The organism is Anoxybacillus tepidamans PS2 (genome assembly GCF_000620165.1).
Taxonomy (GTDB): domain Bacteria; phylum Bacillota; class Bacilli; order Bacillales; family Anoxybacillaceae; genus Anoxybacteroides; species Anoxybacteroides tepidamans_A.
This window is the reverse complement of the sequence record NZ_JHVN01000006.1, coordinates 62558-84205: the sequence shown is the minus strand read 5'-3', so window position 1 is coordinate 84205 and position 21648 is coordinate 62558. Positions and strand designations below refer to the sequence as shown.

General features: G+C 46.1%; 23 protein-coding genes. 6 read left to right on the top strand and 17 right to left on the bottom strand.

Annotated features, from left to right (window positions below):
* Positions 1-3: 3 nt before the first annotated feature.
* A complete protein-coding gene (locus tag N667_RS0108080) occupies positions 4-1359 on the top strand; it encodes a nucleoside recognition domain-containing protein (protein ID WP_409978178.1) in 1356 nt (451 codons plus the stop codon).
* A gap of 42 nt (positions 1360-1401) precedes the next feature.
* Here the strand turns inward: N667_RS0108080 and N667_RS0108075 are convergent, their stop codons facing one another.
* From N667_RS0108075 to N667_RS0108055, 4 genes are all read right to left on the bottom strand, one after another.
* Positions 1402-2025: a histidine phosphatase family protein gene (locus tag N667_RS0108075; protein ID WP_027409107.1), complete on the bottom strand. Its 624-nt coding sequence runs from the start codon at positions 2023-2025 to the stop codon at positions 1402-1404.
* A gap of 294 nt (positions 2026-2319) precedes the next feature.
* Positions 2320-2625 carry a DUF5634 family protein gene (locus tag N667_RS0108065; protein WP_027409106.1) on the bottom strand — a complete coding sequence of 102 codons (306 nt, stop codon included), beginning with the start codon at positions 2623-2625 and terminating at the stop codon, positions 2320-2322.
* A 14-nt stretch (positions 2626-2639) separates the two neighbouring features.
* Complete coding sequence (gene cdaS / locus N667_RS0108060; RefSeq protein ID WP_027409105.1) at positions 2640-3251, bottom strand: sporulation-specific diadenylate cyclase CdaS; 612 nt, start codon at positions 3249-3251, stop codon at positions 2640-2642.
* Between the two features lie 89 nt (positions 3252-3340).
* On the bottom strand, positions 3341-5344 hold the full coding sequence (locus N667_RS0108055) for an EAL domain-containing protein (protein WP_027409104.1): 2004 nt from the start codon (positions 5342-5344) through the stop codon (positions 3341-3343).
* A 380-nt stretch (positions 5345-5724) separates the two neighbouring features.
* On the opposite strand from N667_RS0108055, the gene N667_RS0108050 reads away from it, so the two are divergent.
* Positions 5725-6210 (top strand): PCYCGC motif-containing (lipo)protein, encoded by a 486-nt coding sequence (locus N667_RS0108050; protein WP_027409103.1) that lies wholly within the window; start codon positions 5725-5727, stop codon positions 6208-6210.
* Positions 6211-6399: 189 nt separating this feature from the next.
* On the opposite strand, the gene N667_RS0108045 is transcribed toward N667_RS0108050, so the two are convergent.
* The 3 genes from N667_RS0108045 to N667_RS0108035 all read right to left on the bottom strand — a co-directional run bounded on the left by N667_RS0108045 (position 6400) and on the right by N667_RS0108035 (position 9322).
* Positions 6400-7704 carry an ammonium transporter gene (locus tag N667_RS0108045; protein WP_027409102.1) on the bottom strand — a complete coding sequence of 435 codons (1305 nt, stop codon included), beginning with the start codon at positions 7702-7704 and terminating at the stop codon, positions 6400-6402.
* Positions 7705-8194: 490 nt separating this feature from the next.
* Positions 8195-9025, bottom strand: coding sequence for a DMT family transporter (locus tag N667_RS0108040; protein ID WP_027409101.1), 831 nt, complete (start codon positions 9023-9025; stop codon positions 8195-8197).
* 75 nt (positions 9026-9100) lie between these two features.
* Positions 9101-9322, bottom strand: a complete 222-nt coding sequence (locus N667_RS0108035; RefSeq protein ID WP_027409100.1) for a YozQ family protein — start codon at positions 9320-9322, stop codon at positions 9101-9103.
* Between the two features lie 287 nt (positions 9323-9609).
* On the opposite strand from N667_RS0108035, the gene N667_RS0108025 reads away from it, so the two are divergent.
* On the top strand, positions 9610-10071 hold the full coding sequence (locus N667_RS0108025; RefSeq protein WP_027409099.1) for a DUF2512 family protein: 462 nt from the start codon (positions 9610-9612) through the stop codon (positions 10069-10071).
* A gap of 30 nt (positions 10072-10101) precedes the next feature.
* Here N667_RS0108025 and N667_RS0108020 read toward each other — a convergent pair whose 3' ends face one another.
* On the bottom strand, positions 10102-11295 hold the full coding sequence (locus N667_RS0108020; RefSeq protein ID WP_027409098.1) for a toxic anion resistance protein: 1194 nt from the start codon (positions 11293-11295) through the stop codon (positions 10102-10104).
* Positions 11279-11944 carry a 5-bromo-4-chloroindolyl phosphate hydrolysis family protein gene (locus tag N667_RS0108015; RefSeq protein WP_027409097.1) on the bottom strand — a complete coding sequence of 222 codons (666 nt, stop codon included), beginning with the start codon at positions 11942-11944 and terminating at the stop codon, positions 11279-11281. Before N667_RS0108015 ends, N667_RS0108020 begins: the two co-directional genes overlap by 17 nt.
* 165 nt (positions 11945-12109) lie before the next feature.
* On the opposite strand from N667_RS0108015, the gene N667_RS20325 reads away from it, so the two are divergent.
* Both N667_RS20325 and N667_RS0108005 read left to right on the top strand, forming a co-directional pair.
* A complete protein-coding gene (locus tag N667_RS20325) occupies positions 12110-12241 on the top strand; it encodes a hypothetical protein (RefSeq protein ID WP_269528347.1) in 132 nt (43 codons plus the stop codon).
* Positions 12242-12259: 18 nt separating this feature from the next.
* Positions 12260-12940, top strand: a complete 681-nt coding sequence (locus N667_RS0108005; protein WP_051529990.1) for an SIMPL domain-containing protein — start codon at positions 12260-12262, stop codon at positions 12938-12940.
* A gap of 51 nt (positions 12941-12991) precedes the next feature.
* Here the strand turns inward: N667_RS0108005 and N667_RS0108000 are convergent, their stop codons facing one another.
* The 4 genes from N667_RS0108000 to N667_RS0107985 form a co-directional block, all read right to left on the bottom strand.
* Positions 12992-13516 carry a GNAT family N-acetyltransferase gene (locus tag N667_RS0108000; RefSeq protein ID WP_027409095.1) on the bottom strand — a complete coding sequence of 175 codons (525 nt, stop codon included), beginning with the start codon at positions 13514-13516 and terminating at the stop codon, positions 12992-12994.
* Positions 13517-13637: 121 nt separating this feature from the next.
* The gene (locus tag N667_RS18420; protein WP_051529989.1) at positions 13638-14354 is read right to left on the bottom strand and encodes a hypothetical protein; all 717 of its coding nucleotides are present in this window, start codon (positions 14352-14354) and stop codon (positions 13638-13640) included.
* A gap of 97 nt (positions 14355-14451) precedes the next feature.
* Entirely contained in the window at positions 14452-14910 is a 459-nt protein-coding gene (locus N667_RS18415) for a histidine phosphatase family protein (protein ID WP_232223906.1), read from the bottom strand.
* A gap of 124 nt (positions 14911-15034) precedes the next feature.
* A complete protein-coding gene (locus N667_RS0107985) occupies positions 15035-16306 on the bottom strand; it encodes an MDR family MFS transporter (RefSeq protein ID WP_027409094.1) in 1272 nt (423 codons plus the stop codon).
* 241 nt (positions 16307-16547) lie between these two features.
* On the opposite strand from N667_RS0107985, the gene N667_RS0107980 reads away from it, so the two are divergent.
* On the top strand, positions 16548-16850 hold the full coding sequence (locus N667_RS0107980) for a hypothetical protein (RefSeq protein ID WP_027409093.1): 303 nt from the start codon (positions 16548-16550) through the stop codon (positions 16848-16850).
* Here N667_RS0107980 and lpdA read toward each other — a convergent pair.
* From lpdA to pdhA, 4 genes are read right to left on the bottom strand one after another with little or no spacing between them, the layout of a single operon-like run.
* Entirely contained in the window at positions 16842-18278 is a 1437-nt protein-coding gene (lpdA, locus tag N667_RS0107975) for a dihydrolipoyl dehydrogenase (RefSeq protein ID WP_027409092.1), read from the bottom strand. The genes N667_RS0107980 and lpdA overlap by 9 nt on opposite strands.
* The gene (locus N667_RS0107970; RefSeq protein ID WP_027409091.1) at positions 18279-19562 is read right to left on the bottom strand and encodes a dihydrolipoamide acetyltransferase family protein; all 1284 of its coding nucleotides are present in this window, start codon (positions 19560-19562) and stop codon (positions 18279-18281) included.
* A gap of 18 nt (positions 19563-19580) precedes the next feature.
* Positions 19581-20576 (bottom strand): alpha-ketoacid dehydrogenase subunit beta, encoded by a 996-nt coding sequence (locus N667_RS0107965; RefSeq protein ID WP_027409090.1) that lies wholly within the window; start codon positions 20574-20576, stop codon positions 19581-19583.
* Entirely contained in the window at positions 20573-21643 is a 1071-nt protein-coding gene (gene pdhA, locus N667_RS0107960) for a pyruvate dehydrogenase (acetyl-transferring) E1 component subunit alpha (protein WP_027409089.1), read from the bottom strand. Before pdhA ends, N667_RS0107965 begins: the two co-directional genes overlap by 4 nt.
* Positions 21644-21648: the final 5 nt, after the last annotated feature.

Here is a 21648-nt window from a genome sequence, read left to right as displayed (position 1 = left end):
TTGATGAACAGCGCTCAAAGTTTGTCAGACGGCAACACAAGGGAACAAATTGTTTCTGCGATTTTCCAAACATCGCAAGCGATTTGCCATGAAACTGTCACATACACAAAACAGGAAAAACGATATGAAACGGAAAAGCTTGATCGAATTTTTACATCAAAGCTATGGGGATTCCCGATTATGTTGGCAATGCTTGCAGTCGTCATTTATATTACGATTGCCGGGGCCAATATTCCATCATCTATGCTTGCTGAATTATTCGGCTGGATCGAAGGTTATTTGACGCTCGCTTTCAAAGCGATGCACGCTCCCGATTGGCTGCACGGAATTCTCGTGTTGGGATTATACCGCGGCACCGCTTGGGTCGTAAGCGTCATGTTGCCGCCGATGGCCATTTTCTTCCCGATTTTCGCCTTATTAGAAAACTATGGATACCTTCCGCGCGTCGCTTTTAACATGGATCGGTTGTTCAAAAGTTCCGGTGCGCATGGAAAACAGTCGCTTACAATGGCGATGGGGTTCGGTTGTAACGCCGCTGCGATCATGTCAACACGAATTATCGAATCGCCGCGCGAACGAATGCTAGCCATTTTGACAAACAACTTCGTTCCATGCAATGGCAGATGGCCTACTCTCATTTTACTCGCCTCATTATTTATGGCGGCGGGCTATACCGGCGGTTGGAAAACGCTAGTTACAGCCGGCGTCGTTATGTCGATGGTACTATTCGGAATCATCGTTACTCTTACTGTTTCATGGGTGTTGTCCAAAACGGCGCTGCGCGGGGTGCCGACCCATTACACCCTCGAGCTTCCGCCATATCGCCGACCGAAAATATGGGATACGATTGTTCGGGCCACGCTAGATAAATCGCTTTACGTCTTAAAACGGGCGGTCACTGTCGCTGCTCCGGCGGCTATACTAACGTGGGTGTTAGGCAATATTCATATCGGCGACACAACGATTCTTGCCTACATGGCCCATGCTCTTGATCCGTTTGCGCGCGAGCTCGGGCTTGATGGCTACATTTTGCTTGCTTTCATCTTAGGTCTTCCGGCCAACGAAATTGTGTTGCCGGTTTTGCTGATGGGCTATTTATCGACAGGAGCCTTAACGGAAGTCGATAGCCTCTATTCGTTGAAACAAATTTTCCTTGACCATGGCTGGACGTGGCTGACAGCATTAAATATGATGCTTTTCTCTTTGCTTCACTATCCATGCGGCACAACGCTTGTCAATATTTATAAAGAAACGAAAAGCAAAAAATGGACGTTTGTTTCATTTGCGCTTCCAACCGGCATCGCCATTGCCGTCACCTTCTTGACCACTCAGATCGTTCAATGGCTCGGTCTTCTATAAAAAATATCCCGCCTGCTTTCGATAGCAAGCGGGATATTTTCATTATACATGCCTGACTTCCTCGATATGCGACGCATCGCCTTCACTAAGCAATGTCATCGCTCCATTCTCCACTTGAATCGTCGTCACGCTCGTACCATAAATGTACGGCGGATCCCAAAGCCGCTCAAGCGGCGCATTTTTTAAAAGAGTCGTCAACGCTTTTAAGACCACCGCATGGGTAACAATTAAAATATCGCCTGACGCATGGCGTTCAATAATGCTTTCTAATGCCGCAAACGCGCGTTGTTGCACATCGCTAAACGTCTCGCCGCGCGTTGGTTTATATAAATGAGGCTCGTTCCAAAAATAATGAAACCCTATTGCATCGAATTTCCCAATCTCTTCATGTGTTTTTCCTTCCCAATCACCAAGATGGATTTCCCGCCATCTCTCGTCTTCATAGATAGGAATCAATCGTTCGCCGCGGACAAGCCTCGCTGTTTCAAGCGCACGGCCGCTTGTGCTTGTGTAAATCGCCGTTAGCTCGATATCTTCCATCCTTTTTCCAAGGCGAATCGCATCTTTTCTTCCCTTCTCCGTTAATGGCGAATCGTTCCATCCTTGCATTCGTTTCTCGATATTCCATTCCGTTTCCCCGTGCCTTGTTACGTATAATGTCAACATGCCGTTTTCCTCCGTTTCGCAAATCTTCAACCAAGCCGAAATGGCGATTGAGGTGCTGCTTATGTGAATCAGCGCCACGCTTTTTCTATTTCTCGATAAACTCCTTCATTTCCTTTTTCCCTTTTCGAAAAGCAAATGAATACCACATTTTTGCATTGCAATCATCGCACAAAAATAGCGCTTCACTTGCCTTCCTTTTCATCATAATGATAAAGGAAACGATGCAAGGGAGCGCTTAGGCCATTCACGAAGATATATGAAGAATCGCTTTTCAGTTATCAAAATCACATTTTTCTAGTGCCGCGTTATTACTTTCTCCATTGCTTCCTGCAGCGAATGATACCCTTTTTCCTCTTTTCCATCAGCACGGATCGTCCACTCCTCTTTCTCAAGAGCCAACTCGCCGCGCTCATTTTTTACAAACGGCATATGAAGTATAATCATGTCATCGTCTTTGTTAATCGTATAGCCAATATAATACGTATCCCCGTTCCCTTCTTCCTCGAAAATCCCAACTTGGTCTAACCCATACACATCCATCATCGGCTCTAGCGTATCAATAAATTCATGGATGATGGCACTTCTTGGTACAAATTCCATAAGTCCTGCTCCTTTCACGAACGTAGTGCATATAATTGACCGTTAATAGCAAAGGAAATCGTTCCCGTTTCCTCAGAAACGACGATAACAAGCGCATCGCTTTGTTCCGTTAACCCGATAGCAGCGCGGTGGCGGGTGCCTAATTTTTTTCTCGCATCCACATGTTTAGCGAGCGGCAGAATGTTCCCTGCGGACACAATTTCGTCGTAACGAATATGTACTCCGCCGTCATGAAGCGGGTTGCCCGGATAAAAAATCGCTTCTAACAGCGCATGCGATACCTTTGCCCCGACAGGAATCCCTTGGTACAACAAGTGATGGATGGGGTCGTTTCGTTCGACGACGATGAGAGCGCCATGACGCCTCGATGCTAAATGTTTGGCAGCCAACGATAAATCAACATAATGCGGCGTATGTTCTGCTAAATACGAATGAAGGTAAAAGGAAGCGGCCATTGTTTGTACATCTGTAACATGCTGTTGCAATATCTCAAGCTGCGAGAGGATGCAGCATGTTTCCTCTGCTAATGAATGGCGCGTTGCTTCCACCTCTTGTTCGATTTTATATAAGGCGTCCAGAATTTGTGCTTTTATCAATTCGTCCAACGGCAATGATTCACGAATCATGTCGTTCCCCCATCAATGTTTGTTTCTATTAGCTTGCGATATGAACATCAAAAATAATCGGGAATAAAAGGAAAATCCCCTCTTACCATCTAGAGGGGATCGTTCATCTGAAATACTTTTTCGTTATAGTCCTCCAACCATTTTCGCAGCTTTTCCGCTTCCAATGACTTGCTGAAATAAAATCCTTGCGCAAAATCACAATTCATCTGCTGCAAGAGAGAAAGCTGGCCGTTTGTTTCGACACCTTCTGCGAGCACTTGGATATCAAGGCTTTTCGCCAAATGGATAATCGTATCGACGATCGTCGCATCCTTTGAATTTTCCGCAATCCCTTGAATAAAACTTCGGTCAATTTTAAGGAGCGAAACCGGCAAATTGCGGATATAGGCTAGCGAGGAAAAACCTGTTCCGAAATCATCAATTGCCACTTCTACACCGATGTTTTTCAGCTCTGTCAAAATGTGTTTGCCTGTTTCGATGTTTTCCATTAGTCCGCTTTCTGTCACTTCCAAAATTAAATGCTCCGGCGCAAACTCCGTTTCGTTCAATATATATGTCACATGGCCGACAAGTTCTCTCCGATTCAATAAAAATGGCGATAAATTCACTGCTAGCTTCAAATGTTGAAATTTCGTTTGCCATTCCTTCACTTGCCGGCATGCTTGCTCTAATACCCATAAAGTAATTTCGAAAATAAATCCGCTTTCCTCAGCCAAAGAAATAAACTCAAGAGGCGGAATCTCTCCTAATTCCGGATGCCGCCAGCGCAGAAGTGTTTCCACTCCCATGGTCGCGCCGCTGCCTAGCTCAATTTTCGGCTGATAGCACAAATAAAACTGCTCACGAATAATCGCAAACGGAAGATCGCGTTCAATGATTGCGGCACGGTCTTGAACCGGCTGATAAAAATAATAGCCGTTTTTCCCTCGCTCTTTTACATGACCAAGCGCTTGATCGGCAAATTTCATTACCTGTTCTGCGTTATCAGTGTCGGCCGGGAAAAATGAGATCCCAATTGACAGCGTAGATTGAATCATTTGCTTTTCATAGCGAAACGGTTGATGGAACGCTTGAATAAGCTGCTCGGCTAATTCCGCTACTTCTTCCCTCGCTGCATTTGGCAAAAGAAGGGCAAACTCGTCACCGCCGATGCGCGCGAAAAAATCACCGGGACGCAGCACTGTTTGTACTCGTTTGACTGCTTTCTTTAAAAAGTAATCTCCTGCTTGGTGCGAAAAATGGTCGTTGATCCATTTGAACTTATCAAAATCCAAATAACATACAGCAAACTCGACGCCCTGTTCCACAAGATTCTGCATGTATTGTTCAAAATAAGTTCGATTAGCAATACCGGTTAACGAGTCAAAATAGGTAAGCCGATACAATTTTTCTTCATATTCTTTCCGTTCATTAATATTTTTGGCGACAACAATGACGCAATCAAGCTGTCCGTTTTCGTTAACGATCGTTTTAGCGTGCGCCTCTATCCAAACCCATTCACCTTGTTTATTCAATCCGCGAAACTCTGCTGTTTGCGGTTCTTTCGTTTCATATAGTACTTCTAATTTTTGCTGCAAAGCAGACACATCTTCCGGGTGGATGCAACAAAACAAATCGCTCTTTACTGCTTTTTCGAGGGCCTCTCCAAACGATTTCGTAAAAGATGGGGAAATATATGTGATTTCTCTCTTTTTTGAAAAAATGAAAATGTAATCGGAAGAATGCTCCGCGATGAACTTTAGCTGATTCTCACGCTCCTCTAGTGCCGCTTCCATCCTCTTTTGTTCTGTACCATCACGCAATACGCATAAAATTGGGCAATCCCCTTCTTGATTAAGAGGAATGAGCGAGGCGCTGACCGGAATGGAGCTTCCGTCTGCTTTCATGACGTTCCATTCTTTATAATGGATAACGCGTCCTTTTGTAACTTCATAAAAATCTTCCAATGGAAAGCCGAGCGTTTCGATGTCACACTCATTCCATCCTAATAGTTTCTTGAAAGCGGGATTTATATGTATACTACGTCCATTCGGACCGACAAGGGCAATACACTCTATAAAATCATGAAAGAAAGTCGCAAAGTTGTCTCCCATATGAATAATGACCTCTCCAGTATTTTTTTGCTACCTTCAACTGAAAGCCGCCATCATGCTCTTTTTTCTATCCTTGTACTTTCATTTTCACTAATATGACGGCAAAAATCAACAAAATGCACAAATTTTTTTCGAAAAACGAAAAAATTTGTATCGTTCATGGATAGAATGTAATAGCCTATTTTACCTTCTATATGACATCATCGTATGTTCTAGTTCGTTGTTTTGTAGTAGAGATGCATTTTCTTATACAGTCATCAATAGAGAGTCCAAACGGAAAATCAACCGTATTTTTAGTAGTACCAAAGTTTCAAAGTTGCCGTTTGTATTTAATTATGCTAGATTCAAAGTATGCATTGGACGATAGAAAGGGTGAAACAATGAAACGCTTTATAACGGCAGCGTGCGTGCTGTCATTCAGTTTATTAATGGGCGCCTGCTCATCGAACGAAGCGAAAGAGCATCATCATACAGCTGCCTATACGACGAGCTCCGGCGACATTCGCGAAACGACAAAATCAATCGACCACCTTCCTTCTTTTTTAAGCCAATACGAAGAAGATATGGCTGTGCTATATCAGCAAGCAGCGAAACATCGGGAACTGTTAGAAAGCATTCCGTGTTATTGCGGCTGCGGGCAATCAGCCGGACATAAAAACAATTACGACTGCTTTGTTCACGAAAATAAAAAGGACGGTTCTGTCGTATGGGATGACCACGCGACCAAATGCGGCGTTTGTTTAGAAATTGCCGCTGAATCAATCACAGCATACGAACAAGGGAAATCGATCAAAGAAATTCGTCAAATGATTGACTCCAAATATAAAGAAGGTTATGCGGAACCAACGCCGACAAAATCTTTATAAAAAAGCAGAAGGCGACCTCTACTAGACGAGATCGCCTTTTTTTCTAGCTCTTGCAGAAAGAATGTTTTCCCTTGCAATCATATTTCACAATCGGCAAGCTAGTTCGCGGTCGGAATGATTCAGTTCCTCCATTGTTTGTGTTTTATTGATTTGTTGAATGAAATCAAATAACGCATCCATACTCATCTTCTATCGAGCCGCCGATTTTGAGCGGTTGATTACTGGGAAATCTAGCTGTTCCGGGTAACCGTACGAACCGTGTTCGCTAATGTCGAGCCCGGAAATTTCTTGTTCCGCCGTCACCCGCAGTCCGATCGTTTTCTTTAATGTAAATAAAATGACAAACGATACAACCGCTACGTAAACACCCGCTCCTAACACTCCGACCACTTGCACCATCAATTGATGAAATCCGCCTCCGTATACAAGTCCCGCTTTTCCGATGCCTGTTGCTTCCACCAACCTCGGAGAGGCAAAAAGTCCGGTGGAAACAGTGCCAATCCCCCCAGCAATCCCATGGACAGAAAAAGCATAAATCGGGTCGTCAATTCCTTTTCGCTCGAAATAGATCGATGTCCAGAACGTAAATGCACCAGCTACCGCCCCAATGACGACCGCGGCCCACGGTTCGACGAACGCACACGCCGCTGTAATGGCAACAAGCGCCGCCAGCACTCCGTTGACCATCGCCGGAATATCAGCTTTTCCGATCATAATTTTCGCTGTAACAATCGCGGATATCGCCCCCGCCGCTGCCGCTAAATTCGTCGTTAAAGCGACATAGCCGAAAAATCCATTCCCTGCCGTCATTGTGCTTCCTGCATTAAATCCAAACCAGCCGACCCATAAAATGAAACCGCCAATGACCGTATATACTTGGTTATGTCCTGGAATGGCGTTCGGTGTCTTATCGCGATTAAATTTCCCGATGCGTGGCCCAAGCAAAACGGTTGCTACTAGTGCGGCGATCGCTCCTTGTAAATGAACGACCGTCGAACCAGCAAAATCTTGCATTCCCATTTTTCCGAGCCAGCCGCCGCCCCACACCCAATGGCCAATCACTGGGTAAATGGCAATTGTAAAAATCGTACCAAACAGAAAATAGACCGATAACTTCGCTCTTTCTGCAAAACCTCCCCACGCAATCGCCAGCGATACTCCAGCAAACGCCAGCTGAAATAAAAATTTAATCGACATTGGCACGTTCGCCCACGATAACGAATCGAATGTTCCTTTTCCTTCCTTTAAAAACCAGCCTTCTGTGCCGATCAATGCGTTGCCCGATCCAAACGTGATCGCAAAGCCGAACGCCCAAAACGCCAGCGACGCAATCGCAAAACTCAAAATTTGTTTGCCAGCGATGTGACCGGAATTTTTCATTCTCGTCGATCCCGCTTCCAACAAAGCAAAACCAGCCTGCATGCTAATCACCAACACCGCGCTAATCATCACCCACAACGAATCGAGCGCCAACGATACTTCTTTTGGACTCATCTCCATCTCCCCTTTTTATTATTTTATTACATGTTATGTTATAATATATTACATAAATTAACCCGCATCAACCGCTAATTTTTAAAGAAAACGATTACAAACAAAAAATATTGTTAACTTTCTTAACAAAAAAAGAGGATGCCTGAACCTTCCCGCATCCTCTAAATCTTTATTGTTAATGTAACACAAATCGCCTTCCCAAACGGCACAAAATCAAGGGGCTTGTAGCCAAAACATCTCGCAATTGCCCCTAGCTCTTCATCTCTCATTTCTTTTCGGTATCATCCGAGCACTTTTATGTAATATGACATAACATATTTATAACATCAGATCGTTGCTGTTCCAACTAGTAACACATCATAGCAAATTTATTAAGAAGTCTCCTACTTCTAAATGACGTACAGGTGTTATGAGCGCCCGTTGCCCTTTTATAGCGACGCCCTCGCTGATAGCCAGGCTGACAAAAGAGCAATAACGTTTTTATACTCTCCTATAATTTTGTCAGTATTAATCCAATAATCGCGGTGACGATACCCACAAATTGATTTGGTTTCAATTTTTCATGAAATATGTAACGCCCCATAAAAACCACGACTAGGCAATTGAGGCTGACGACCGGAAATACAACGGAGGCAACCCCTCGATTTAATGCGTAAAAATAGCAGCTGAATCCGATGACGCTAAAAAGCGCGACCGTCGTTCCAAGCCAAAACTCACGCTTTTGCTCGAATTTTAAGCCGCAGCGGCACAGTAAATACACCGCTCCGCCTCCGTACATCGCCGTTAATACATCAAGCGATGAAATGCCAATGTCGGCACATAGTTTCATCAAAATGCCAACGGCGCCAAAAGAAATAACCGCCAATCCGATATGTTTCAGCCACGGTATGTATTCATGATTTCCTTCCGCATTCGGCGTATATTGAATAATCGCTGCCGAACAAAGCATACAAACAATGCCTGTCCAATGCAGAAGCGGTATATGTTCACCAAATATGACCCAAGCGCCCAGCACAGGAAAAATTGCGTTGACGGCAATGAGCGGTGCGGTTAAGCTCGCCGGGCCTTTTTCAAAGGCAAAAGACATTTGAACATTGCCGTTGGCATTACAAATCCCGACAAGCGCTCCAAGGACGACAGACGCGATGCTCGGGTGCAGCGCCTTCGTGATCGTTCCATATCCCGCCATTATGATAAAAGCTATTACATAAAAATAAAATTGAATGCGCTGTTTTGACATCGCCTGACGGGCACTCCATTTAAACAACGTATTGTTAACACCGAAACAGATCGCTGTTAACACAGCAGAAGCAAGCCACATCTTTTCCTCCCCCACATCAATGCATTATACGACCTCTACTATTATAAACGATTTCCATAAAATAACGTCAAGGTTTTATTCACCTTGACGTTGCTGCAATGATGGATTGTTCTGTTCAACAAGAGGGATGTCTTTTCCATCTACATTATCGATTACGCCGTCTACCGTTCCTTCCGTGTATGCGTCGCTTACTTGTTCGTGAGTTGTCGCCAACGCGTTCGACAAGAAAGACGAACGTTGATAATCGGACGGTTCGTAATATCTTCCGGCTGTTTTTAGCTGTTCCTCTTTCGCCATATTGACGCCTCCTTTATGATGGGAGCTCACTATTAATTTGAAACAATGAACCAAAATAAAAAGAGGAATTTTATGGATATCATAACGTATTGGAAAACGAGGCAAACTAAGGGCGACATCTCCATATCGGAAAGGATGAAATAAGATGGAGCATCGAAAACAAAGTTCAACTCATCGAAAACCTTCTTCCAAACCGCAACTGCGAGAAGAGAAAACCGGTTACGGTGATAAAAAACTCGAAGGACCGAATCGTCCGGCGGAATAACTTTGTAAAGGATGAAGCGCTTATGAGACATCTCGTAGCATTACTTATTAAATATGTGCTATTAACAACGGTATTTTTCGCGATTTTACCGCTCTTTTTAGATATTTCGTCAGCAGGGGTGCTATTGTTCAGTCTGCTGATGACGCTGCTAACCTATGCCATCGGCGACTTATGGATTCTCCCGCGTGTAGGCAACTTAACAGCGACTTTTGCTGATTTTGGTCTCATTTTTTTCGCTGTATGGTTGGCATTTGACGGTCTAAGCATTGCCGCTCCGGCGCTGAACGCTGCGTTCTTTTCGGCCTTGCTTGCCGCCTTTGGCGAAGCGTTATTTCACAGTTACGTCACCGGAAGAGTATTATCCTATCAGCGTGCGGATGAGAAGCCGAAAGCTGTCGTAGAAAGGCTCTCTCCTTCGCTTCAAGCTGAAATCGCTGAAGAGTGGCCGCATGACGACGAAAATAGAGAAGAGCAAAAAAGCTGACCGATGGTTTATTTCGGTCAGCTTTTATTGTTATCCGTTCTTTTTTAGCGACAACAGCGTCTGTTTGAGCTGTTCCTCCATATGAACGAGTTCGCGCTCGACTTGCTGGCGTTTGAGGCGGCCTTCTTGTTGAATTTTCAATGTTTCCTCTAATGTCGTGACCAAGTTTTCTTGCGTTTTTTTCAACGTTTCAATATCAATAAGGCCACGCTCATTTTCCTTGGCCACTTCAATGCTGTTTATCTTCAGCATTTCTGAATTACGCAAAAGCAAGTTATTTGTTGTTTCCGCCACTTGCTTTTGCGCCTCCACCGCTTTTTGCTGACGGAACAAGGTCAAAGCGATGACGACTTGGTTTTTCCACAGTGGAATCGCTGTTAAAATGGACGATTGAATCCGTTCAACGAGCGTTTGATTCATGTGCTGGATCATGCGAATTTGCGGCGCTGTTTGAATCGTCACTTGCCGGCTTAGTTTCAGATCATGGATGCGTTTCTCGAGACGATCGGCAAATTGCAGCAAGTCGTTCACTTCTTGCATATCCATTTGATTTCCCGTGTGCTCAGCCTGCGCCCTTTTTTCCGGAATGAGCACCGTCTGTAATTCCTCAAGCTTCAACTCGGCCGCCGCAATGTAAATATTGAGCGCATCGAAATACTCCTTATTTTTTTCGTACAACGTCTCGAGCATCATGATGTCACGAAACAGCATTTGCCTGTGTCTCTCTAATTGATCGGCAATTTTATCAATTTCTACACCGATTTTTTGATATTTGGCGGCGAGGCCTTGGAACGATTTGGCCACCGAGCCAAACAGCCGCGAAATAAGTCCTTTTTTGGCCGGAAGCAAATCGTCCGGGTTCACCTCCTTAATTTTCGTCATCAACTCGCTGATGACTTCCCCGACCGGTCCGGCGTCTTTTGTTTGCACATGATTTAAAATCGCATGGGAAAACTTTGACAGCTCTGCCTGCGCAGCGACGCCGTATTGAACGATTGCTTGCCGGTTGTTCGGGTCAATTTGCTTTGCTAGTTGAACCGCTTTGTCGCGATGTTCTTGCTTTAATGTATCGATGAGTTTCAAAGGTCTTCCCGTTTCGTCTGCAACATCTTTTTGTTCTTGTTCCATCGGCACCGAAAAAGGGTTTTCGAGCAGTGAATCAAGGGAGCTTGTCCATTCGTGTTCACGCAACTCATTTCCCGGTTCGTTATCGAATAGTTTCATACTTGTTCTCCTCTCTCCATTCAACGCTCTTGGATTGCTTTTGTTCTTCAAGCGACTGTTCAAGCAGTTTTGTTTCCACTTTTAAATCAAACACATCATCAGATAAAATTTCCAACAGTTGCTGCTCCGCAGAAGCCATCAATTCTTCCAACAAATGTTCCGTCTTCTCTAGCGCTTCTTTCATTTCGTCGCTGCGAACAGGCTGATTGATTAAATAAGCGTATTTTTCGATCATAACTACAGCCGCATCTAATTCTTGAATAAAAAACGATTGGGCGATGCGAAATTTTCGCGGCTGCTGTTCAACCGCCTGAATCATTTTGTCTACCGTCGCGCAAATGTGAGAAATTTTTTGCCACATGGCAAGCGAACGGATTTTCAGCCGCGCCCGCCGCATTCGTTTCCATTTTTTCCGCGCCTCGGAAAGCTGTGTGCGTATATAATCTCTTTCCTCTTTTAAGAGATCGCTTGCGACAATTCGCTGCGCTCTTCGCTTCATATAGAACGATGTAAGCAGCATCGCCGCGGTGCCTGACGCAAACGAGAGAAGAAATTGATAACCCGATGCAAAAAAGGCGATGGCGGCTGTCACCAAGCCGACATTCCACGAAACAAACCAACGCCACAGCGTCATGAATAATCGTTTCATCCATTGATCCCTTCCTTAGCCAAATGAATTACCCATATTATAACATGTCCCTTTATTACATACGAAACGGTCATTGATTTTGTTTCATTTGCGCGCGACGAATAAGACAACTTAAGGCAAGAATATGCTGACAGTAAAAGTTTTTTATGAGAGGATGAATAATCAGTGAGACAAATCGATTGGCAAATGATGGCGTTTGTTGGCATTACGTTATTGCAGGAGTATTGGTGTTATTTTGGGCTGCCGCGCATCTATTATTGGCAAGCGAACGAAGATGACCATCATAAAGCGGCATAAAAGAAAGAAGGTGTTTCTATGCACGATTTTCGCCAACCTGTTTACTATACAGAACCATCATTGTTAGCAGGCGGCTCATCCGTTCGGACCGTTACCGTCACTGGCCAAGCGACGTTGTCGGCTAAACCCGACACCGTCATCATTTCCATTGGCATCCGCACCGAGCACACAAACGCCCGTGAAGCGCTTTCCGACAATGCGAACCGAGCGAATGCCATGATCCAAGCGCTCGAGGCGATCGGCGTGCGCCGTGAAGATATCGACACATCGTCTTTTTCCATTTATCCAAAATATACGTACACGAACAATGCAGCCATATTAGCAGGATACGAAGTGGAGCATATGTTTGATATTACGGTCAAGGATGTCCAAAAAGTAGGAATGATTTACGAAACCGCCGTCGCTAACGGCGCCAACATCGCCCGGCAGCTGCAATTTCAGCTCGCCAATGAGCAACCCTATTACCAGCGCGCATTGGCACTGGCGATCAAAAATGCGCAAGAAAAAGCGCGCGTTCTCGCTCGAACGCTCCAACTTCCGTTAACCGATACGCCGATTGAAATCAAGGAAGAAGGCATCACACCGATCGTCCCGCCGCCCTCTCCCCGCACGATGGTTCTCTCTGAATCCACCGCTCCCCCGATCCAAACACAAGATGTCACCATTACCGCTACGGTGCGTGCTGTTTTTACGTATTAACCAAGCGCTCGGACATTTGTTCCGGGCGTTTTTGTACGGCAAGGCTTCGATTCATTTCAAGAGAGCGTACATGTTTACGTCATACGGAACACCATTTTGATACATATAATTTCGCAACACTGCTTCTTTTTGAAAGCCGATCTTGGTGAGCAACTGGTTCGAGGCTTGATTTCCTATAAAAACAACTGCTCCGATCCGCGTTAAGCCAAGTTCATGAAGTCCATAGGATATGACTTTAGAAACGGCTTCTGTTGCATACCCTTTTTTCCAATAATGCGGATGAAGCTCATAGCCGATTTCAGCTCTCTTATGTTTCGGGACCCAATTATTAAACCCGATCGTTCCAATTAGTTCTCCCTTTCCTTTCAGTTCGATCCCCCATCTTATGCCGCGCCTTTCGTCGTAGTTTCTGGCGAAAAACTCAATTAGCTGTTGCGCTTGTTCCACGCTTGTCAACGCTTCTTGTCCATAATAACGCGTGACGTCGCTGTTTGAAAAACAATGGAAAATCGCTTCGATATCTTTTTTCACGATTTCTCGCAATATCAATCTTTCGGTTTTGAGGACTGGAAACATGGTTCTCCTTCCTTTCTACGTTTGTGGAATCTAATTTCCACAAACCTTCCGAGCAATCCTGCCTCTGCCTCGTTCAAATAAAAAAGACCCCTTCGCCCGAACACGAATGGGGTCTATAAATTCAAAATTTAATCTCGCGAATACGGCTTCCGCCGAACAATACGACCGTTTTCGTTTTATTCCCTTGCTTCGTTTTGAGCGTAATCTCGTATTGCCCTGGAAGGTACGGGCCATATTTTTTCACGAACGGATCTTTCGTTGCCGCTCCTTGCGCCGGCTCCCCATTCACCATCACCTCCGCGTCTTCTTCTTGGCGAATGACGAACGAGTAAAGAGTCGGCTTAAATACATATTGATTTAGCGGCGACAACTGTGTTTCGTACACCGTCATCGTAAAAACGGGCGGAACGGACGTCAAGCCTTTAATGTACACATGCTTTTCCTTCGACTGTCCTTCTAGTTCGCGGTGAATAACGTCATACGCCTTCGGATGTCGATCGATGTACGTCAAGAGCGGCGCCAGCGTTCGGTCATTGATCGCAACCTCTTCGCTGCGAATGTACATTTTTAATACGCTCATATCTTTCTCTTTCAGCGCCTCTTCAAAACGTTCAATGGCTGCCCCCCTTTCCATCTCCCTTTTTAACGCTCCAAGTCCCTTTAGTAGAGCGGCGGCTAAAAACAACAAAACAGCCAGCATCACAGCTGTCCGCAAAAAGGCACGAAAATATGTGCGTCGCACAAGCTGCTTTCGCTTCGCCGACCGGGTCGCCGCTCCTTCTCCACTCACAGAGGTTAACACTGCTGTCTCATCGCGGCTCGTTTCATTCTCTCTCACGAATTTTCCCCTCTTCTGTTCTTTGCTTCTCGACTCATATGTATGCCAAAATAAGGGAAAATATGTGAAAACATGAACGATTGTATACGCTTACATGTTATCGAGCAAACGTATACGAGCAAGCATGCCAATGAGCGGAACTTTGCTTCGTCGTGCACGTCCACCCTTTCTTTTCTAATTGCTTGCCAACAAGACGATGAAACCAGCCGTGTCCGACAACCGCCACCTTTCCATATGCTTGGGCGTATTCAATAAGAACTAGGCTGGCTTTTTCGGCACGAGCCACCGCTTCCGCGTAAGACTCGACCCCTTTCGAATAGCCGCAAAGCCAGCAAAGCCGCGCGAGCACAAGCCATAGGCCCTGCGGCAGCCGGACAAAGCGAGCGCCCGCCAGCGGAACCGGCATGTCTACCTCACGGAACAGTTCGCTCGTTTCGACGATACCGGCCGGCGCCAACAACTCCACGGAATGGATCGCGCGCCGCAAAGTGCTTGTAATCAGCACATTGGCGCTTTGTGCCTTTTGTGTTGTCACTGTAGGGATTGGATCGTCCATACATACTCCATGCGCATCATACATGGCGATCGATTAGGCAAATTCTCTAGGGGTCAGCCAACGATGTTCCTGCCATTGCGATTTCCCGTGGCGAATGAGTGTAATTTCCATTGATCCCTCTCCTTTACACACTTTTCGCCGAGGCTGTTTTTTGTTTGTCAAACAGCTGAAACATAACAATGTATAACAGTGCGCTCATAAACGCCAACAACGCAAGCAGAACAAATGTCCATTGATAGCCTAACCAAAGCGTCGCGGTAATCGAAAAAGGAGCGAGCATTCGGCCAATCGTCCACCGCAAGCCGGCGGCAGCAAAATATTGCCCGCGCATTTCCTCAGGAGCAAGCTTGGAAATAAATGTTTGTTGAACACCCGCTGTCATCAATTCAGCGAATGTAAAAATCCCCATCGACACTATAAGTCCCCAAATATTGCTCGTTTGGCTAATTAAAAGCATCGATATTCCATATATAGCGGATGAGCCGACAAACAAAAAGCGGTCTTGATAGCGTTCCATCCATTTCGTTACGACCACCGTGAATAGCACAACAAGAAGACCGTTTTCCGAGGTCAATAGCCCAAACGCCTTTTCCCCGCTTAATGTCACAGACCAATCGCCGAATGATACGAGCGTCTGCTTGTCAACAACCTCTTTCGTGTACACCGGAATCAATACGTCGAGCTGCATGAACGTCTGGGCCACTAAAATCCCCGATGCAATAAATAAAAAAAAGATCCGGTCGCGCACGATCACGCTGTATTGACGAATTTGTTCTCTTATAAAATCACGCCATTGGTTGCCGCTTACAGATGAAAGCGATGAAGGGGCCGTCTCGCGCAAAACTTTCATTAACACGGTCGCCATCGACAAACAAGAAACGGAAGCAGCGAGCAACATCCCAGACAAATGGTTTTCATAAAACAGGCCGCCAATAATTGGACCGATCACGACCGCAATATTTGTGGATGTATAGAACACCGCAAATACGTTGCTTCGGTGTTCTTCTTCCACCACATCGACCACCATTGCTTGGCTCGCCGGCCAATAAAATGAACCGCAAACACTAGCGAGCGTAAAGCAAAAAAAGCCGACAAGCGGCGATGTGAACCATGAAGAGCTCGCAATGGCAAACAAAAGAAAAGCCATTCCTTGTCCGTATGCTGATAGCACCATCATTCGTTTTCGGCCGAACTGATCGGCGCAATACCCTCCGATCAAGCTGGCTGCAACGGAAAACAGTTGCGAAAAGACAAGAAGCATTCCCGCTTTTTCTTTGCCGAACGACTCTGTAAAATAAATCGCCATGAAAGGGAAAAACATCCAAAATGTAATATTAATAAGTGCTTCCCCAAATAACCGAGTTTTTAAATTCCGATCCCACTCTCTTATTTTCACTCTTCTGTCCTCTCTCTCTAACAAAAGCAACGACGATGATCTTCCCTTCTCTATTATACCATTTTTTCCTCGTTCTGGATTGTAAAGATCTTTTATATGTAAAGTCGCACGAGACGAGTTGTCACATAACGTTCAAATCTATATGACGATTTTGTGAACGTTGGCGAAACGGGATATACGTTCTGAAACATTAGTCGTATATTCTCTATGGAATATTTTTTCGAGAAACCGGGGGAGAAAAATGGTTGTTCATGAATTGGTTAGCACGGAAGAAATTTTTACGGAAGAACTGAAACAAGGATATCATGTATTATTGCGGAAGTACGAAACGGTCAATGTGCGAGTATCCGACGCTGGCTGCATTCAAGAAATGGAGCACGGAAACGAAGATGTTGTAGAAGTCGTTTTCGATCCTGGCAATGAATATTCGCTCGTTCAACTCGGTTCCTATACATTCGAGAACGAAAAACCTTCCCTCTTGGAAGTGCAGCAAACGATTCTAAAACATCACCGTGACATTTTTAAAGGAGCGATCTCAGCTTGAGACCGCTCCTTTTTGTTTCGTCGGCGGAAGGTGAATCGCTTCAGCCCGAAGCGCTTCAACTGCTTCCAATAACCCTTCGTTGATGCTTGGATGCGGATAAAGCGGAAACTTCCAATCCTCTTCACGGCCTACCATTTCAAGGCCAATCACTCCGCTCGAAATCAGTTCAACCGCTCCAGCCCCCATCATATGAATACCGAGTACCATTTCACTGTCGGCATCGCTGATCACTTTAATAAAGCCGTCTTTTTGTCCGATAATGCTCGCATAGCCGTTTCCAGTGAGCGGAAACTGTCCAATGCGAACGTCTTTATATTGCTCTTTCGCTTCTTCTTCTGTCAGCCCGACGCTAGCAATCGGCGGAATCGAATGAACGATCGTCGGTAAAAACGTCGTATCTGCTTCTGATTGCTTTCCGGCCATCGTTTCCGCTGCCACTTTCCCTTGCTTAATCGCTTTGACTGCAAGCGCTGGGCCGCCTGTCACATCCCCCACGGCAAAAATATGCGGAAGAGATGTTTGCGCTCGTTCGTTCACATCGATAAACCCTTCTTTTGTTCGCTTCAAGCCGAGGCGATCAATCTCTAGCCCATCAACATTTGCCTTCAATCCACATGAAACAAATAGATGGGAACCTTCTAGAGATACTGTTTCCTGCTCTTTGACAGCGAGCGAAACCGTGACTTGTTCTTGTTCGCTTTCTACATGCGTGATGCGGCTATTTTTATATACTTTCACTTTCATTTTTTTCAATAGGCGTTGCAGTTCCCGGTTAATCGACGAATCAAAGACGAAGTCGTCCGATTCTAAAACGATCGATACGTCCGCGCCGAACGCTCGAAAACTTGTAGCCACTTCAAGCGCTATATAATCGCTGCCATAGACGATTAGATGATTCGGCAGCTCTTCGAGTCCATAGATGGAATAAGCGTTCAGCACGCGCTTGTGGTCTACATTAATCGCAGCTGGGGCAACGAGTGCCGCTCCAGTGGCGATAACCGCATACCGGAAGCGGTACACATCGAACGCATCACCCTTTTCCACCCCGATCCGATCTTCCGCTAAAAAGGATGCCGTTCCTTTAATGACTTCGATTTTGTTCGCTTTGCAGAGCGCTTCCACGCCTTGGCGCAACTGACCAATCACTTTTGTTTTATATTGTTGAAGCTTTCCAGGATGGAAAGCAACATGAGCCCATTCGATCCCCATGTCGTTCATGTGCTGAACGCTCGTCATGCTTTGCGCCGCATGGGCAAACACTTTTGACGGAATGCATCCTTTATTCAAACAAACGCCGCCAAGCGCCTCTTTTTCGACCAATGTGACTGATAACCCGAGCTGCGCGGCGCGAATCGCCGCATGATATCCCCCCGGGCCCCCGCCGACGATGACTACGTCACGTTCGTGGGCAAGTTCCCCTACGACCATTTAGATCAACTCCATCAACATCAATTTCGGATTTTCGATTAGTTTTGCGAAATAATTAGTAAATGCGACCGCTGTCGCTCCGTCGGCAACGCGATGGTCGAACGACATCGAAAGATTCATCATCGAGCGGACAGCAATTTCATCATTCTCCATTACGACAGGGCGTTTTTTCGTTTTATGGAACGCGACAAGCGCCACTTCTGGATAGTTAATAATTGGAGTGGCCCCGATGCTTCCGCCAAGCGGACCGACGTTGCTGATTGTAAATGTTCCGCCTGTCATTTCAGCTAGTGACAATTGATTTTCCAATGCTTTCTTTGTCAACGCTTTCGCTTCTTCATGAATTTGGCGCAGCGATTTCTTTTCGATATTTTTAATCACCGGAACAATCAGTCCGTCCTCTGTGTCAACCGCAATGCCAAAATGATGCTCTTTCTCAAGGCGGATGCATTCGTTTTCCTCATCAAGCTTTGCGTTGAAAATCGGGAATTGTTTCAGCGCAAGCGAGAGCGCTTTGATGAAAAACGCTGTTGCCGAAATGTTCATGCCGTGTCCTTTTAACTCCTCGCGCAACGCAATAAGCTCCGTTACATCGATTTCTTCAAAATGCGTGCAATGCGGAATAGTAAAGAGCGATTGCGTCATTTTCTTCGCGATTTGCTTGCGGCGGCCGCGGAACGGAATGATGGTTTCCTCTTTCGTTTCTTCTTTTGTTACCGTCACAGTTGCAGGCTCGTGTTCGACTGTTGGGGCAACTGGCTGTGCTGCTTGTTCTTGTTGTGTCGTTTGTGGCGCCTGTTGCCCTTGAACATAACGATACACATCCTCATCGGTAATGCGTCCTGCTGGTCCCGTCCCTTTGACAAGAGATAAATCAACGCCATGTTCGCGCGCAATTTTTCTTGTGTATGGCGAAGCAAGAATTCGCTGTGGTTTTGTTTTGCTTTCATTCGTTCCGATAGGTTCGCTTACGACCGGCTCGCTTTCAGTTTCGACTTCCGCTTCGACCGTCACGGCCGCTTGCTCCTTTGCTTGTTCATGCCCAACCGCTTCCGTCTGCAAAGAGAGCAACGTCGTTCCGACCGCAATCGTTTGACCTTCTGGAACGAAAATGTCAAGAACGGTCCCCTCCGCTGGCGAAGGAATTTCCGCGACCATTTTATCTGTTTGCACCTCGACAAGCGGCTGGTCGGCTTTTACATAATCGCCTTTTTTGACAAAATAATGGATGACAACCGCTTCGGTCATTCCTTCACCGATATCGTGAAGTTTCACTTCTAGCATCTCCCGTACCCCCTCTGACTAAAACTTCACTACTTTTTCAATCGCATGCAACACCCGTTCTGGTGTCGGCAAATAGTAATCTTCAAGCGCGAAAAACGGCACAGGAACATCAAAGCCAGTAACCCGTTCAATCGGCGCTTTTTGATACAAGAATGATGTATCGTTAATGATCGAAACGATATCGTTGGCGACTCCACCTGTCGCGTGCGCCTCCTGAACGATGACCGTGCGTCCGGTTTTTTGCACTGATTCGGCGATGAGATCCCGATCAAGCGGATAAAGGGTGCGCAAATCGATCACGTCCGCTTGAATGCCTTTTTTCGCCGCTTCCTCCGCTGCTTTCATGGCTACCGGTACCATCGCTCCCCAAGCGATAACAGTCACATCATCGCCCTCGCGCAGCTTTTTCCCTTTGCCAATCTCAATCGTATATTTTCCTTCCGGCACTTCCTCGCGAGATGAACGGTAACATCTCATCGGTTCTAAAAACAACACTGGATCTGGATCTTCGATAGCCGCAATCAGCAACCCTTTCGCATCGTACGGAGTCGATGGACAAACGACTTTGATTCCCGGCATATGGGTAAATAATGCTTCCGTGCTGTCACAGTGGATTTCCGGTGCGCGCACTCCTGCTCCATACGGCGCACGAATGACCATCGGCACCGTAAAATGCCCCATTGTGCGCGAACGGATTCTTGCCGCATGTGTCATAATTTGCTCATAAGCCGGATAAATAAACCCTAAAAATTGAATTTCAACAATTGGCCGGAAGCCGTTGACGGCCATGCCGATCGCCGCTCCGGTAAACCCGGCTTCGCTCAATGGAGTGTCGATGACTCGATCTTCTCCAAATTCCGCTTGCAAACCGTCGGTGGCGCGGAATACTCCACCGTTTTTGCCGACATCCTCGCCAAGCACGATGACATCATCGCGTTCACGCAACATAGTCCGCATCGCGTCTGTCACTGCCTGAACAAGCGTCAACGTATTTGTTTTGACCGCCATCGTCATCGGATACTCCCCCGTTTCCATGCGTTATATTCATTCTTTTGCTGTTCAATCGTCCACGTTGGCTGAGCGAATACATAATCAAACATATCGTCCGATTTTGCTTCTGGATAGCTTTCCATTTCCGCAATGGCTTGCTCGACTTCACGGCTTGCTTCTTCTTGAACCGATTGCGCCCACTGTTCATCCCAAAAGCCTTCCCGCTTCATGAAGCGCTCAAGACGCTGGATCGGATCGGCAAGCTCGCGGCGCTTTTTGCTTTCCTCTTGGTCGCGATATTTCGTCGGGTCATCAGCCGTCGTATGGGCCCCGTATCGCCATGTGATCGCTTCAATGAGCGTTGGCCCTTCGCCGTTTCTTGCCCGTTCAAGCGCTTTTTGTGTTTCAAAATACACCGCGAACACATCGTTTCCATCGACGCGAACGCCCGGAATATCGTATGCTAACGCTTTTTGCGCGATCGTTTTCGAATTCATTTGTTTTGTAATCGGCACGGAAATCGCATATTGGTTATTTTGGTTGAAGAAGACGACCGGCGCTTGGAAGACGCTCGCGATGTTCAACCCTTCATGAAAGTCCCCCTCTGATGTCGCCCCGTCTCCAAAATAAACAATCGCCGCGTTCTTTGTCCCTTTCCGCTTTTCGGCATATGCGGCTCCTGCTGCGTGCGGCAGCTGCGTCGCAATCGGCACGCTCGGCGGGAAGATTTTCTTGCCGTTTGGCGGAACGCATCCTTCGTTTCGGCCTCTCCAATACAGCAAAATGCGAGTTAACGAATGACCAAATGTCATCGTTGCCCCATGATCGCGATATGTTGGAAACAGCCAATCATCATCTTTTAGCGCGAGCGCGCTGCCGACTTGCGCTGCCTCTTGTCCTTCATACGGTGCATATGTTCCAATTCGGCCTTGCCGCTGAAGGCTGACGCATTTTCGGTCGAACGTTCTTGTGCGCATTAAATGGCGGTAGAAGGTCATTGCCAATTCTTTTGTGATTTGTTCACGATATTCTGGCATTACAAGTTCGCCGTCGTTATTCATCACTTGAACAATCGGAAATTGCTGTTCCATCCCGT

Bases quoted from the DNA above. Each gene is read 5' to 3' on its own strand.
- N667_RS0108080 (WP_409978178.1), top strand. From the start codon at position 4: ATGAACAGCGCTCAAAGTTTGTCAGACGGCAACACAAGGGAACAAATT.
- N667_RS0108075 (WP_027409107.1), bottom strand. From the start codon at position 2,025: ATGTTGACATTATACGTAACAAGGCACGGGGAAACGGAATGGAATATC.
- N667_RS0108065 (WP_027409106.1), bottom strand. From the start codon at position 2,625: ATGGAATTTGTACCAAGAAGTGCCATCATCCATGAATTTATTGATACG.
- cdaS (WP_027409105.1), bottom strand. From the start codon at position 3,251: ATGATTCGTGAATCATTGCCGTTGGACGAATTGATAAAAGCACAAATT.
- N667_RS0108055 (WP_027409104.1), bottom strand. From the start codon at position 5,344: ATGGGAGACAACTTTGCGACTTTCTTTCATGATTTTATAGAGTGTATT.
- N667_RS0108050 (WP_027409103.1), top strand. From the start codon at position 5,725: ATGAAACGCTTTATAACGGCAGCGTGCGTGCTGTCATTCAGTTTATTA.
- N667_RS0108045 (WP_027409102.1), bottom strand. From the start codon at position 7,704: ATGAGTCCAAAAGAAGTATCGTTGGCGCTCGATTCGTTGTGGGTGATG.
- N667_RS0108040 (WP_027409101.1), bottom strand. From the start codon at position 9,025: ATGTGGCTTGCTTCTGCTGTGTTAACAGCGATCTGTTTCGGTGTTAAC.
- N667_RS0108035 (WP_027409100.1), bottom strand. From the start codon at position 9,322: ATGGCGAAAGAGGAACAGCTAAAAACAGCCGGAAGATATTACGAACCG.
- N667_RS0108025 (WP_027409099.1), top strand. From the start codon at position 9,610: ATGAGACATCTCGTAGCATTACTTATTAAATATGTGCTATTAACAACG.
- N667_RS0108020 (WP_027409098.1), bottom strand. From the start codon at position 11,295: ATGAAACTATTCGATAACGAACCGGGAAATGAGTTGCGTGAACACGAA.
- N667_RS0108015 (WP_027409097.1), bottom strand. From the start codon at position 11,944: ATGAAACGATTATTCATGACGCTGTGGCGTTGGTTTGTTTCGTGGAAT.
- N667_RS0108005 (WP_051529990.1), top strand. From the start codon at position 12,260: ATGCACGATTTTCGCCAACCTGTTTACTATACAGAACCATCATTGTTA.
- N667_RS0108000 (WP_027409095.1), bottom strand. From the start codon at position 13,516: ATGTTTCCAGTCCTCAAAACCGAAAGATTGATATTGCGAGAAATCGTG.
- N667_RS18415 (WP_232223906.1), bottom strand. From the start codon at position 14,910: ATGGACGATCCAATCCCTACAGTGACAACACAAAAGGCACAAAGCGCC.
- N667_RS0107980 (WP_027409093.1), top strand. From the start codon at position 16,548: ATGGTTGTTCATGAATTGGTTAGCACGGAAGAAATTTTTACGGAAGAA.
- lpdA (WP_027409092.1), bottom strand. From the start codon at position 18,278: ATGGTCGTAGGGGAACTTGCCCACGAACGTGACGTAGTCATCGTCGGC.
- N667_RS0107970 (WP_027409091.1), bottom strand. From the start codon at position 19,562: ATGCTAGAAGTGAAACTTCACGATATCGGTGAAGGAATGACCGAAGCG.
- N667_RS0107965 (WP_027409090.1), bottom strand. From the start codon at position 20,576: ATGACGATGGCGGTCAAAACAAATACGTTGACGCTTGTTCAGGCAGTG.
- pdhA (WP_027409089.1), bottom strand. From the start codon at position 21,643: ATGGAACAGCAATTTCCGATTGTTCAAGTGATGAATAACGACGGCGAA.